This is a genomic window from Nocardioides sp. CCNWLW216, assembly GCF_037120545.1.
Classification (GTDB): Bacteria; Actinomycetota; Actinomycetes; order Propionibacteriales; family Nocardioidaceae; genus Nocardioides; species Nocardioides lianchengensis.
The window spans coordinates 69,692-83,106 of sequence record NZ_JBBBBJ010000002.1 but is presented as its reverse complement, the minus strand read 5'-3'; the positions used below and the strand labels follow the sequence as shown (position 1 = coordinate 83,106).

Sequence of the window (13,415 nt, the reverse complement as noted above, 5' to 3'; positions counted from 1 at the left end):
CGGCCTACGGCTGGATCGACAGGAACACGAACGCCGCGAGCAGCACCAGGTGGACCACGCCCTGCAGGGCCTTCGCCCGACCCTGGGCGACGGTGAAGGTCGAGACGGCGACGGTCAGCATGAGCAGCACCAGGTGGGTGGGCTCCAGGCCCAGCTCCAGCGGACCGTCCAGCCAGATCGAGGCGACCGCGATGGTCGGGATGGTCAGGCCGATCGACGCCATCGCCGAGCCGTAGGCCAGGTTGAGGCTGATCTGCACCCGGTCGCGGTTGGCGTTGCGCACCGCCGCGATCGACTCGGGGGCCAGCACCAGCAGGGCGATCACGACGCCGACGACGCCGTACGGGAAGCCGAGGCTCCTCACGCCGTCCTCGATGGTGGGGGAGAGCAGCTTGGCCAGGCCGACCACGGCGACCAGGGCGACCACGAGCAGCCCCAGGCTGAGCCAGGCCTCGCGGACCGGCGGCGGGTCGGCGTGGCCGTCCTCGTCCTCGTCGAGGAGGCCGGTCACCCGGCCGAACTCGTCGCTGCTGACCGGCAGGAAGAAGTCGCGGTGCCGCACGGTCTGGGTGAACACGAAGGCGCCGTAGAGCACCAGTGAGGCGACGGCCGCGAAGGCCAGCTGGGAGCCGGAGTACTGCAGTCCTTGAGCGGAGGTCGTGAAGCTCGGCAGGACCAGGGTCACGCCGGCCAGGACCACGACGGTCGAGAGGGCCGAGCCGGTGCCCGAGGCGTTGAAGCTGACCAGGTGGTGGCGCAGCGCCCCGACCAGGAGCGCGATGCCGACGATGCCGTTGAGGGTGATCATCACGGCCGCGAAGACCGTGTCGCGCGCATAGGTGCTGGTGCCCTCGCCGCCGCCGGTCATCAGCATCACGATGAGGCCGACCTCGATCACGGTGACCGCGACGGCGAGGATCAGCGACCCGAACGGCTCGCCGACCCGGTGCGCGACGACCTCGGCGTGGTGGACCGCGGCAAGGATGGCGCCGACCAGCAGGGCGGCGATCACGGTCAGCACCACGGGGCTCTCGTGGTTCGCCCAGGTGGCCGCGAGCACGACCACCGCGGCGATCGGGACCGCGACCGTCCACTGGAATCTGCCCCGCACAGCCGTCGTACTCATGCGCCGAACACTACGGAAGCACTAGCATCGTTGCCGATGGCAACCACTCCCGCGGACCCCGGCACCGAGTACTCGCACGCCCAGATCGTCACGATCCTGTCCGGCCTGATGATGGGCATGTTCCTCGGCGCGCTCGACCAGACGATCGTGAGCACGTCGATCCGGACGATCGCCGACGACCTGCAGGGCCTGTCCGTGCAGGCGTGGGTGACGACGGCGTACCTCATCACCGCCACCGTCACGACGCCGATCTACGGCAAGCTCGGCGACCTCTACGGCCGCAAGAAGCTGTTCATGTTCGCGATCTCGCTGTTCGTGCTGGGCTCCGCGCTCTGCTCGTTCGCGACGTCGATGTACCAGCTCGCGGCGTTCCGGGCCTTCCAGGGCCTGGGCGCCGGCGGCCTGTTCACCCTGGTGCTGGCCATCGTGGGCGACATCGTGTCCCCGCGGGAGCGGGCCCGCTACACCGGCTACTTCATGGCCATGTTCGGGACGTCGAGCGTGCTCGGACCGGTCGTCGGCGGGTTCTTCGCGGGCCGCGACGAACTGCTCGGCATGGCCGGCTGGCGCTGGGTCTTCCTGGTCAACGTGCCCATCGGCATCGCGGCGCTCGCCGTCGTCTTCCGCACCCTCCACGTCCACCGCACGCCCCGGCCGGCCGGCGCCGTACGCATCGACTGGTGGGGCGCGCTGGCCCTGGTCGTGGGACTGGTGCCGCTGCTGACCGTCGCCGAGCAGGGCCGCGACTGGGGCTGGGGCTCCGGTCGCTCGCTGGCCTGCTTCGTCGTGGCCGCGGTCGGCCTGGTCGGCTTCTGGTACGTCGAGCGCCGCATCGGCGACGCCGCGCTCATCCCGCTGAAGCTGCTCCGGGTCCGCGCGATGGCGGTCACCCTGGGCGCGAGCGTGGTCATCGGCGTCGCGATGTTCGGCGGCATGATGATCCTGCCGCTCTACATGCAGATCGTGCACGGCGCGTCACCGACCGAGTCGGGATTCCTGATGCTCCCGCTGGTGGCCGGCCTGATGACCGCCTCGATCGGCTCCGGACAGGTCATCTCGCGCACCGGCCACGTGCGACTCTTCCCGATCGTGGGCTCGGCCCTCGTCGTGGTCGGTCTGCTGCTGCTCTCGCTGACCAGCGCCGACACCTCCCTCGCCTTCGTGGCGCTGTTCATGTTCGTGCTGGGTCTCGGGCTGGGACAGTGCATGCAGCCGCTGCTGCTCATCGCGCAGAGCTCGGTGCCGCCGAGCGCCATCGGCGTCGCCACGAGCTCGGCGACCTTCTTCCGCCAGATCGGCGGCACCCTCGGCGTCGCCGTCCTGCTGTCGGTGCTGTTCTCGACCGTCGGCGGCAACATCTCGTCCGCGATCGACGAGGCGCAGGACGAGCCGGCCTTCCAGCAGGCACTGCGCGACGACCCCGACGCGCTGTCGCCCGAGGTCCTGGAGCAGGTGCAGGACGACTCCTCGATCATCGACCGGATGGACCCCGCCGTCGCCCACCCGTTCAAGGTCGGCTTCGCCGAGTCGATGGACACCGTCTTCCTGATCTCGGCCGGGGTCGGCGTCGTGGCGTTCCTGCTGCTCCTGCTGATGCCGGCGGTCGAGCTGCGCGCCACCTCCGCGCAGGCGGCCGCCCGCTCCGACGAGTCGGTCGAGCCACCCGTCTGACGGTAGGCTGGGGGTTTCGCTCACCCGTCTCTGCGAGGTTCCCGCATGTCCGCGCCTGCGTCCGTCTTCCCCCGGCTCGAGCCGCTGCTGCCGTCGGTGTCCAAGCCGATCCAGTACGTCGGCGGCGAGCTGAACTCGACGGTCAAGGAGTGGGACTGCGCTCCCGAGGGCGAGACCGTCCGCTGGGCGCTGATGTACCCCGACGCCTACGAGGTCGGCCTGCCCAACCAGGGCGTCCAGATCCTCTACGAAGTGCTCAACGAGCGCGACTGGATCGTCGCCGAGCGCACCTACTCGGTGTGGCCCGACATGGAGGCCGTGCTGCGCGCCGGTGACGCGCAGGGCCCGATCCCGCAGTTCACCGTCGACGCCCACCGCCCGGTGCGCTCGTTCGACGTCTTCGGCCTGAGCTTCTCCACCGAGCTCGGCTACACCAACATGCTGACCGCGCTCGACCTGGCCGGGATCCCGCTGCACGCCGCGGACCGCACGGACGAGGACCCCGTCGTGCTCGCCGGCGGGCACGCCGCGTTCAACCCCGAGCCGATCGCCGACTTCCTCGACGCGGCCGTCCTCGGCGACGGCGAGGAGGTCGTGCTCGCGATCTCCGAGGTGGTGCGCGACTGGAAGGCCGAGGGCCGACCGGCCGGCGAGATGGGCTCCGGCCGTGACGAGCTGCTGCGGCGGCTCGCGGTCAGCGGCAACATTTACGTCCCCCGCTTCCACGACGTCACCTACGCCGCCGACGGCTCGATCGAGGCCGTCGTCCCCAACCGGCCGGGCATCCCGCACCGGGTGCGCAAGCACACCCTCATGGACCTCGACGCCTGGCCCTACCCGGCCAAGCCGCTGGTGCCGCTCGCCGAGACCGTCCACGAGCGGTTCTCCGTCGAGATCTTCCGCGGCTGCACGCGTGGCTGCCGGTTCTGTCAGGCCGGCATGATCACCCGACCGGTGCGCGAGCGGTCCATCGAGACCATCGGCGCCATGGTCGAGAACGGCATCCGCAAGTCCGGCTTCGAGGAGGTCGGGCTGCTCTCGCTGTCGAGTGCCGACCACACCGAGATCGGCGAGGTCGCCAAGGGCCTGGCCGACCGCTACGAGGGCTCCAACGTCTCGCTCTCGCTGCCCTCGACCCGGGTCGACGCGTTCAACATCTCGCTGGCCAACGAGTTCTCCCGCAACGGCCGCCGCTCGGGCCTGACCTTCGCGCCCGAGGGCGGCTCGGAGCGGATGCGCAAGGTGATCAACAAGATGGTCACCGAGGAGGACCTGATCCGCACCGTCGCGGCGGCGTACTCCCACGGCTGGCGGCAGGTGAAGCTCTACTTCATGGTCGGGCTCCCCACCGAGACCGACGAGGACGTCCTCCAGGTCGCCGACCTGGCCCGGAAGGTGATCGCCAAGGGCCGCGAGGTCACCGGCCACAACGACATCCGGTGCACGGTCTCCATCGGTGGGTTCGTGCCCAAGCCGCACACGCCGTTCCAGTGGGCCGCCCAGCTCGATGTCGAGACCACCGACGAGCGGCTGCGCAAGCTGCGCGACACGGTGCGCGCGGACAAGAAGTTCGCCCGGGCGATCGGCTTCCGCTACCACGACGGCAAGCCGGGCGTGATCGAGGGACTGCTGTCCCGCGGCGACCGTCGGGTCGGGGCGGTCATCGAGCAGGTGTGGCGCGACGGTGGGCGGTTCGACGGCTGGAGCGAGCACTTCTCCTACGACCGCTGGATCGCCGCCGCCGAGTCCGCGCTCGCCGGTACCGGCGTCGACCTCGACTGGTTCACCACGCGCGAGCGCGGGTACGACGAGGTGCTGCCCTGGGACCACCTCGACTCCGGCCTCGACAAGGACTGGCTCTGGGCCGACTGGGAGGACGCCCTCGACCCCGACTCGATCGACGTCGAGGACTGCCGCTGGACGCCTTGCTACGACTGCGGCGTCTGCCCCGAGATGAACACCGAGATCCAGGTCGGTCCGACCGGGAAGACGCTGCTGCCCCTCAGCGTGGTCTGACCTCGGGGCTCAGCCGAGCTTCTCGGTCAGCTGCTCCCCGTCGGCGCGGACGGCCACGCAGGCGACGGCGTCGCCGGTCTCCGGGCTGGTGTCCTGGGTGAGGCCGTAGATCTCGATCTCCTCCGGATCGAGGGTGGCCATCAGGCCCGGCTCGACCAGGGGCGTGCAGTCGATCCCGTCGGACGCGGCCGACGCCTGGGCTGCGGTGAGCGTGGAGGTGGCCACGACCTGGCCGTCGTGGTCGCCGCTGCACGACACCTTGTCGATCAGGCCGATCGAGTCGGAGCTGGCGTCGGTCAGGTTCTCGGCGTCGATGCACTGGCCGGTCTCGAGGTTGTCGATCGACTGCTCCTCGACGAAGTCCGCGGCCAGCACGATGACTCCGACGGTCGCGAGCATCACCAGGACGCTGATGACCAGCGCGGCGATGGCCAGGCCCTTGCCGTGGTTGCGGCCGTCCTTGCCGCGCACCAGCACCACGATGGCCAGCACGATCGCCACGACGCCCGCGACGAAGGTGCAGGCCAGGAACGACAGCACCAGGGCGGCGATGGCCATCCCCTTGGAGGGCTGGTCCTGGCCCGGCCCGCCGGGGCCGCCCGGGTAGGCGCCGTACGGCTGGGCGTAGGGCTGCTGGGGTGCGCCGTACGCCGGCTGCTGCGGGGCGCCGTACGGGTTGCCGTAGGCGGGAGGCTGCGCTGCCGGCGCGCCGTACGTCGGCGGCTGCTGGGTCGGCGGGATCGGCGGCGGCGTGGCGCCGCCCGGCTCGTCCGACGGCTCGGGGGTGCCGGGGTACGGCGGGGGCTGGGTCACGGGCGGAACGTTATCGCCTCGACGGCTCCACCGAGGTCGACCCGGCGAGCTCATCCTCGAGGTGCCGCGGTCGGGCCAGCCGGAGACCGACGAGGAGCTGCGGCACAGTCAGGGCGACGAGGACGACCAGCGGGACCGTCCAGCCGCCGGACGCGTCGTGCAGCAGCCCGATCCCGAACGGCCCGAGGCCGGCGATCAGGTAGCCGGTCGCCTGAGTGAACGCCGAGAGCGCCGCGGTGCCCTCGGCGGTCCGCGAGCGCAGCCCGATCAGGGTCAGGATCAGGGGGAACGTCGTGGTCCCGATCCCGACCAGGAGCGCGGCCGGCACCGCGAGCGTGTGCGGGGCGAGGATCAGCAGCAGGTAGCCGAGCGGGTAGCAGCCGACGACCGCGACCAGCATCCGCCGCGGGTCGCGGGAGCGACCCAGGACCGCCGGCAGCCACAGCGAGAAGGGGATGGCCGTGGCGGCGAGCAGCCCGACCAGCACGCCCGCGGTCGTCGCCGAGTAGCCGCTGTCGCGCCACAGGGTCGCGAACCAGCCGAAGACCGCGTACGCCTGCAGGGACTGCAGTCCGAAGAAGCCGGCCATCGCCCAGCCGAGCCGGGTGCGGGCCACGTCGGTGAAACCGACCCGGTGTGGTGCGGGCTCCAGGGCCCGGTCCCGCGCGGCCAGCCCGACCCACGGCAGCACCGCCAGCAGCGCGAGCGCCGCCCAGGTGCCCAGTCCGGCGCGCCAGCCGCCGAAGGTGTCCGAGATCGGCACGGTCAGCACCAGGGCCGCGGTCAGCCCGACGGACAGGACGGTCGTGTAGAGGGCGGTCACCGGCCCCACGCGGTCGGGGTAGTGCAGCTTGACCAGCGACGGCAGCAGCACGTTCGCGACCGCCATCCCGGCCAGCGCGAGCATCGAGAGGGCGAGGAAGACCGGCTCGCTGGAGGTCGCCGTACGCCCGGCCAGGCCGGCGACCAGGGCGAGCAGCGCCAGCAGCGTCGTCCGGTGCACGCCCACGCGGCGGGCCGCCGCCGGTGCGAGCGCGCCGAAGCAGGCGAAGGCCAGCACCGGCAGCGAGGTGAGCAGACCGGCCGCGGCGGGCGACATCGAGAAGGCCGCCCGGAGCTCGTCGAGGATCGGTCCGACGCTCACCGCCGCGGGCCGGAGGTTCACCGACAGCAGCACCAGCCCGACGAGGAACAGGGGGACGGCGCGGCGGGACACCCGGCCGATGCTGCCACCCGGCAGGATGGCGGCGTGCGGCACCTCCCCGACACCGAGCGCCGGTCCCGCCTGGCCCGCCGTCACGGCCTGGCCGGGGACGCGGGCCTGCCCGACGTGGTGTCCGCGACCCGTGCGCTGACTGTCCTGCACGCGACCGAGGCACCGAGCGTCCACCTGGCCCTGTGGGCCCGGGTCCCCGGAGTATCCGTCGCCGACGTCGACCGCGCCCTGTACGACGACCGCACGCTGGTCAAGCAGCTCGCGATGCGCCGTACCCTCTTCGTCTTCCCGCGGGACCTGCTGCCGGCCGCGTGGGGGAGCGCCTCCGCACGGGTCGCCCGCGCGCACGGCGTACGGCTCGAGAAGGACGTCGCGCTCGGGGGACTCGCGGCCGACGGTCCCGCGTGGCTCGCCGAGGCCCGCGCCGCGATCCTCGACCTGCTGGCCGACGGCCGCGAGCTGTCCGCCCAGCAGGTCCGCGAGCAGACGCCCCTCGCCGCGGGCAAGGTGGTCCTGGGCAGCGGGAAGTGGGCCCAGGAGGTCCAGGTCACCCCGCGCGTGCTCACCCAGCTCGGCCTCGAAGGGGCGGTGGTGCGCGGCCGCAACGCCGTCCACTGGCGCACGTCCCGGCCGCTGTGGACGGCGATGGAGGCCTGGCTGGGGGAGCGGCCCGATCCGCTCCCCGAGGCCGAGGGGTACGTCGAGCTGGTCCGACGCTGGCTGCGGACCTTCGGGCCCGGGACCGAGGCCGACCTCGTCTGGTGGCTGGGGGCCACGAAGTCCGCCGTCCGGCTCGCGCTGGCCGAGATCGACGCCGTCGCGGTCTCGCTCGACGGTGGGAGGACCGGCTGGCTGCTCCCCGAGGACGTCGCCCCCGAGCCTGCGGTGGCGCCGTGGGCCGCGCTGCTGCCGGTGCTGGACCCGACGGTGATGGGCTGGAAGGAGCGCGGCTTCTACCTCGGCGAGCACGCGCCGCACCTCTTCGACAGCGCGGGCAACGCCGGCACCACCGCGTGGTGGGACGGACGGATCGTGGGCTGCTGGGTCCAGGACCCCGACGGGGTCGTGGAGGTCCGGCTGCTCGAGGACCTGCCGGCCGCGGGGCGGGCCGCCCTCGACGAGGAGGCGGTCCGCCTCACCCGGTGGCTGGACGGCCACCGGATCAGCACGGTGTACCCCTCGGTGGCGATGCGGGCCCGCGACCGCGCGTAGCCTTGGCCGGTGCGTCAGCAACCCGAGCAGCAGGCTCCACCGGTCCAGCGACTCCGGATCCGGTACGCCAAGCGCGGCCGTCTCCGGTTCACCAGCCACCGTGACTTCAGTCGGGCCTTCGAGCGGGCGGTCTTTCGGGCCCGGCTGCCGATGGCCTACTCGTCGGGCTTCAACCCCCACCCGCGGATCTCGTACGCCGGCGCCGCGCCGACCGGGTCGGCGAGCGAGGCGGAGTACCTCGAGATCGGGCTGGCCCAGGTCGTCGACCTCGTCGAGGTCCGGGTCGCCCTCGAGGAGGCGCTCCCGGACGGGCTGGACGTGGTCGCGATCGCCGAGTCCCCGGGCGGGTCGCTGAGCGACCTGCTGGAGGCCAGCAACTGGACCCTCGATGTCGCGGCCGACCCCGAGGCCGCTGCGGCGGCGGTCGAGGCGTTCCTGGCCGAGGAGTCCGTGAGCGTCGAGCGGATGACCAAGAAGGGACTGCGTGAGTTCGACTGCCGGGGCGCGGTGGTCAGCCTGACGGCCGGCCCGCGGGACGGCGGTGCCCGGCTCGACCTGGTGCTGCGGCACGGGGTGCCCTCGGTCCGACCCGACGACGTGCTGACCGGGCTCCGGTCCGTGGCCGGGCTGGAGGCCGGGCAGGCCCCGCGGCTGACCCGGGTCGCGCAGGGTCCGCTCGGGGCGGACGGCACGGTCGGCGACCCGCTCGGCGGGTCGAGTTAGCGGACATTCACGACCCGTGTGCGATACTCGCCACGGTCGATGACGCGCGGAAGCCTCCGCCGGAACCGATCCGACGACGTTCTCGCCGGTCCCAGAGAAGGGGCGGCACGGCGGGTGCAGGTCGTCGCCAGACCGCGACGCGGCTCGGCAGGCTCGGTGACAGCGGGTCGGCCACACCGTCCCGGACAGGGGACGGGGCCCAGCGACCGCGGCAGGTGACGTATCGGCTCCCGGCGGCGCACACGCGGAGGGGGTCGCCGCCACCGCCAGGCTTTGCGCCGACGGCCCTGAGCTCGCGGGTCGCGGTGCACGACACCCGCCCCGTCCCGGGACGGGCCCGAGGAGCAGCACATGCCCGACGACATCACCCCCACCGAGTCCGCGGCCCAGACGCCGGCCGAGACCCAGGCCGAGGCGCCCGCCAAGAAGGCCGCGGCCAAGAAGGCGCCCGCCAAGAAGGCTGCGGCGAAGAAGGCGCCGGCCAAGAAGGCCGTCGCCAAGAAGGCCCCGGCCAAGCGGGCCGCGAAGAAGGCCGCGGCCGCCCCCGCCGACGCTCCGGCCGAGCTCCCGCTCGACGTCCCGGTCGACGCCGCTCCGGTCGACGCCGCTCCGGTCGAGGCCGCTCTCGAGCCGGCCACCGACGCGCCGGCGCCGGACGAGGCACCCGCCGCGCCGGCCAAGAAGACCGCCCGCAAGGCCGCCGCGAAGAAGGCCCCGGCCAAGCGCGCGGCCAAGAAGACCGCGGCCGCGCCGGCCGCCGAGGCCGAGCCGGACCCCGTCGTCGAGGCGACGCCGGTGGTCGAGCCCGCGCCCGAGGCCGCCTCGGACACTCCCGTCGCCCCCGGCGTGGCCCCGCTGTTCCAGGCGCCGGTGGTCACGACGACCCGGACCCGCCGTACCCGCAAGACGGCCGCCAAGAAGGCTGCCGCTCCCGCGCCGGAGCCGGCTCCCGAGGAGGAGACCGAGGAGGCCGCGGCCGAGGTGGCCGCCGCGTCCACGGACGAGGTGACCTTCGACGACCTCCTCTCCGAGGAGCAGCCCGCCACGGAGACGCCGGCGGACCCCGACGAGCAGGACGACGACCAGGACGTCGAGACGGACGCCGCCGACGGTGACGAGGACGGTGACGACGACGGCGACGACGAGCAGGGCGAGGGCTCCGGTGGCGGCCGTCGCCGGCGCCGTCGCGGCGGCCGCCGCCGCCGCAAGAGCGGCGACTCCGGGGGCGAGGACAAGGCCGGCGACAAGGCCGCCGACTCCTCCGAGGAGTCCGGGGACGACAGCGGCTCCGGTCCGGCCGACGAGCAGGAGGAGTCCTCCGGCGAGGGCAGCTCGCGTCGGCGGCGCCGCCGTCGCCGGCAGGGCGACGACAGCGGCGAGGGCGGTGACGACCCCGAGAACACCGTGACCCGGGTTCGCCGTACCCGCAACGCCGAGGACGAGATCACCTCCCTCCAGGGCTCGACCCGCCTGGAGGCCAAGAAGCAGCGCCGCCGGGAGGGCCGTGAGGCCGGCCGGCGCCGGGCGCCGATCGTCAGCGAGGCCGAGTTCCTGGCCCGCCGCGAGGCGGTCGACCGGGTCATGGTGATCCGCCAGCGCGACGAGCTGACCCAGATCGGCGTCCTCGAGGACAAGGTCCTCGTCGAGCACTACGTCGCCCGCGAGTCGCAGACCTCGCTGATCGGCAACGTCTACCTCGGTCGCGTGCAGAACGTGCTGCCCTCCATGGAGGCGGCCTTCATCGACATCGGCAAGGGCCGCAACGCGGTCCTCTACGCCGGCGAGGTCAACTGGTCGGCCCTCGGCCACAAGGACGGCCAGCCGCGCAAGATCGAGTCGGTCCTCTCCTCGGGCCAGTCGGTCCTGGTGCAGGTCAGCAAGGACCCGATCGGCCACAAGGGGGCCCGGCTCACGAGCCAGGTCAGCCTGGCCGGCCGCTTCCTGGTCTACGTGCCCGACGGCACCACCAGCGGCATCTCGCGCAAGCTGCCCGACACCGAGCGGACCCGGCTGAAGACCCTCCTGAAGGAGATCGTCCCGGACAGCGCGGGCGTCATCGTGCGCACCGCGGCCGAGGGTGCCTCCGAGGAGGAGCTCACCCGCGACGTCGAGGTCCTCAAGGCCCGCTGGGAGGACATCGAGAAGAAGGCCAAGGGCGGCGCGCCCCAGCTCCTGTACGGCGAGCCCGACCTGACCCTGAAGGTCGTCCGCGACCTGTTCACCGAGGACTTCGGCAAGCTGGTCATCGAGGGCGACGACGCCTGGGAGACCGTGAGCGGCTACGTCGCCCACGTCGCCCCCGACCTGCAGGACCGCCTGGAGCGGTTCACACCGGGCGAGAACGGCAAGGACGTGTTCGCGGTCCACCGCATCGACGAGCAGATCGCCAAGGCGCTGGACCGCAAGGTCTGGCTGCCCTCCGGCGGCTCGCTGGTCATCGACCGCACCGAGGCGATGACGGTCGTCGACGTCAACACCGGCAAGTTCACCGGTTCCGGGGGCAACCTCGAGGAGACGGTGACCAAGAACAACCTCGAGGCCGCCGAGGAGGTCGTGCGCCAGCTCCGGCTGCGCGACATCGGTGGCATCATCGTCGTCGACTTCATCGACATGGTCCTGGAGTCCAACCGCGACCTGGTGCTGCGCCGCCTGGTCGAGTGCTTGGGCCGCGACCGGACCCGTCACCAGGTCGCCGAGGTCACCTCGCTGGGCCTCGTGCAGATGACCCGCAAGCGGATCGGCACCGGCCTCCTGGAGGCGTTCGGCGAGAACTGCGAGCACTGCCACGGCCGGGGCGTCGTCGTGCACGACCACCCGGTCGAGTCCGGTGGCCGCGGCGACGACGGTGGCTCCGGCTCGAGCGCCGGCTCCGCAGGCGGTGGCCGTGGTGGTCGCCGTCGCGGACGTGGTCGCGGTGGTGACGAGGGCTCCGCTGCTCCCGCCCCGCAGCCGCCCAAGCCCCCCACGCCGGCCGACGTGGCCGCGATGGCCCGTCAGGACGCCGCGGCCGCGGAGGACTCCGCCGCCGAGCCCGCCGTCGAGCTTGCCGCCGACACGGCCGTGGAGGCTGCCTCCGAGCCCGAGGCCCCCCAGGTCGTGACCCGGACCCGGGGTCGTCGTGGCGGTCGCGGCGGTGGTCGGACCGAGTCCGCCCCCGAGGCGGTCGAGGCCGAGCCGACGGCCGAGCCGGTCGAGGCCACCCCCGAGCAGGTCGCTGAGCCGGTCGTGGAGCCGGTCGTGGAGACCCCGGCCGAGCCCGAGGCCCCGAAGGTCGTCACCCGGACCCGCAGCCGTCGTGGCGGCCGCGGCGGTGGCCGGACCGAGTCCGCCCCGGAGGCGGTCGAGGCCGAGCCGACGCCCGAGCCGGTCGAGGCCACCCCCGAGCAGGTCGCCGAGCCGGTCGTGGAGCCGGTCGTGGAGACCCCGGCCGAGCCCGAGGCCCCGAAGGTCGTCACCCGGACGCGCCGGCGCAGCGCCAACCGCCCTGCCGGCCAGCCCGAGGCGGCGACCGTGCCCGTGGAGCCGATCGTCGTCGAGTCGGCGCCGGTGCCCGAGCCCGAGGAGCAGGCCGAGCCCGCCGCTCCGGCGACGGCGCCCGAGCCCCCCAAGGTCGTCACCCGGACCCGTGGGCGCGCGGCCAACCGGCCGGCGGGCCCGCCCGTCGACGAGTCGGCGGCGATCGAGCCCGAGACCGGGGAGGCCGAGGACGGCGAGGACACCCCGGTGATCGAGCACGTGCCCGTGAAGAAGAAGGGCACCCGCAAGCGGTAGGCGGTGCGGGGCCGGCCGCCGAATTGCTGTGGCCGGTCCCCATCCGTACTATTGACCCTCGGTGCGTTCATGCGTGCCGCTCTGCGTGGCCCACCGCTGATCCAAGCGGACGGTCGGCGCCCCGGAGCATGCTGCAGGCTGAACGAACCACCCGAAGCTAGACGAGATTCGACGAAGGAGACCGCGGTGTACGCGATCGTGCGCGCTGGCGCCAAGCAGCAGAAGGTTGCCGTGGGCGACGTCATCGAGATCGACAAGGTGACGACCGGGGTCGGCGAGACGCTGACGCTGCCCGTCGTCCTCGCCGTCGACGGCGAGACCGTCACCTCCGACGCGTCGGCCCTCGACAAGGCCTCGGTGACCGTCGAGGTCCTCGGCGCCACCAAGGGCCCGAAGATCATCATCCAGAAGTACAAGAACAAGACCGGCTACAAGAAGCGCCAGGGCCACCGCCAGAAGTACACCCAGGTCAAGGTCACCGACATCTCCCTCTGAGCGACCGCTCGGGCAGCAACCCAAAAGGACTGAACTCATGGCACACAAGAAGGGCGCCGCGTCCACCAAGAACGGTCGCGACTCCAACTCGCAGCGCCTCGGCGTGAAGCGGTACGGCGGTCAGCTCGTCAACGCGGGCGAGATCATCGTGCGCCAGCGGGGCACCCACTTCCACCCGGGCGCCAACGTGGGCCGTGGCGGCGACGACACGCTGTTCGCGCTGGCCGCCGGTGCGGTCGAGTTCGGCACCCGTCGGGGTCGCCGGGTCGTCAGCATCGTCCCGGGCGCGTGAGCTGACGCTCACCCCCACCTGCAGCACCGAAGGGCGTCCCGTTCCGGGGCGTCCTTCGTCCATTTCATGAGCAGTTGAGA

At 72.8% G+C, this 13,415-nt stretch carries 10 protein-coding genes; 7 read left to right on the top strand and 3 right to left on the bottom strand.

All coding sequences use genetic code 11. The features are described from left to right. Positions 1-4 precede the first annotated feature (4 nt). Positions 5-1,126, bottom strand: coding sequence for a calcium:proton antiporter (locus V7S47_RS04770; protein ID WP_336560499.1), 1,122 nt, complete (start codon positions 1,124-1,126; stop codon positions 5-7). A 36-nt stretch (positions 1,127-1,162) separates the two neighbouring features. On the opposite strand from V7S47_RS04770, the gene V7S47_RS04765 reads away from it, so the two are divergent. Continuing rightward, positions 1,163-2,797, top strand: a complete 1,635-nt coding sequence (locus V7S47_RS04765) for an MDR family MFS transporter (RefSeq protein WP_336560498.1) — start codon at positions 1,163-1,165, stop codon at positions 2,795-2,797. A gap of 45 nt (positions 2,798-2,842) precedes the next feature. Beyond that, on the top strand, positions 2,843-4,813 hold the full coding sequence (locus V7S47_RS04760; protein ID WP_336560497.1) for a TIGR03960 family B12-binding radical SAM protein: 1,971 nt from the start codon (positions 2,843-2,845) through the stop codon (positions 4,811-4,813). 9 nt (positions 4,814-4,822) lie between these two features. Here V7S47_RS04760 and V7S47_RS04755 read toward each other — a convergent pair whose 3' ends face one another. After that, positions 4,823-5,626 (bottom strand): hypothetical protein, encoded by an 804-nt coding sequence (locus V7S47_RS04755; RefSeq protein ID WP_336560496.1) that lies wholly within the window; start codon positions 5,624-5,626, stop codon positions 4,823-4,825. A gap of 10 nt (positions 5,627-5,636) precedes the next feature. Further along, on the bottom strand, positions 5,637-6,842 hold the full coding sequence (locus V7S47_RS04750) for an MFS transporter (protein WP_336560495.1): 1,206 nt from the start codon (positions 6,840-6,842) through the stop codon (positions 5,637-5,639). Positions 6,843-6,875: 33 nt separating this feature from the next. Here V7S47_RS04750 and V7S47_RS04745 point away from each other — a divergent pair, with 33 nt between their 5' ends. The 5 genes from V7S47_RS04745 to rpmA all read left to right on the top strand — a co-directional run bounded on the left by V7S47_RS04745 (position 6,876) and on the right by rpmA (position 13,335). After that, positions 6,876-8,054: a winged helix DNA-binding domain-containing protein gene (locus V7S47_RS04745; RefSeq protein WP_336560494.1), complete on the top strand. Its 1,179-nt coding sequence runs from the start codon at positions 6,876-6,878 to the stop codon at positions 8,052-8,054. Between the two features lie 9 nt (positions 8,055-8,063). Continuing rightward, the gene (locus V7S47_RS04740) at positions 8,064-8,777 is read left to right on the top strand and encodes a TIGR03936 family radical SAM-associated protein (protein WP_336560493.1); all 714 of its coding nucleotides are present in this window, start codon (positions 8,064-8,066) and stop codon (positions 8,775-8,777) included. Positions 8,778-9,128: 351 nt separating this feature from the next. Then, complete coding sequence (locus tag V7S47_RS04735; protein WP_336560492.1) at positions 9,129-12,548, top strand: Rne/Rng family ribonuclease; 3,420 nt, start codon at positions 9,129-9,131, stop codon at positions 12,546-12,548. A 186-nt stretch (positions 12,549-12,734) separates the two neighbouring features. Next, on the top strand, positions 12,735-13,043 hold the full coding sequence (gene rplU, locus V7S47_RS04730) for a 50S ribosomal protein L21 (RefSeq protein WP_090853238.1): 309 nt from the start codon (positions 12,735-12,737) through the stop codon (positions 13,041-13,043). Between the two features lie 37 nt (positions 13,044-13,080). Next, positions 13,081-13,335, top strand: coding sequence for a 50S ribosomal protein L27 (rpmA, locus tag V7S47_RS04725; RefSeq protein ID WP_336560491.1), 255 nt, complete (start codon positions 13,081-13,083; stop codon positions 13,333-13,335). The last annotated feature ends 80 nt before the right edge of the window (positions 13,336-13,415 follow it).

What these genes read in the sequence shown, in the direction of transcription:
- V7S47_RS04765 (WP_336560498.1), top strand. Translation starts at nt 1,163, where the DNA reads ATGGCAACCACTCCCGCGGACCCCGGCACCGAGTACTCGCACGCCCAG.
- rpmA (WP_336560491.1), top strand. Translation starts at nt 13,081, where the DNA reads ATGGCACACAAGAAGGGCGCCGCGTCCACCAAGAACGGTCGCGACTCC.
- V7S47_RS04760 (WP_336560497.1), top strand. Translation starts at nt 2,843, where the DNA reads ATGTCCGCGCCTGCGTCCGTCTTCCCCCGGCTCGAGCCGCTGCTGCCG.
- V7S47_RS04770 (WP_336560499.1), bottom strand. Translation starts at nt 1,126, where the DNA reads ATGAGTACGACGGCTGTGCGGGGCAGATTCCAGTGGACGGTCGCGGTC.
- V7S47_RS04735 (WP_336560492.1), top strand. Translation starts at nt 9,129, where the DNA reads ATGCCCGACGACATCACCCCCACCGAGTCCGCGGCCCAGACGCCGGCC.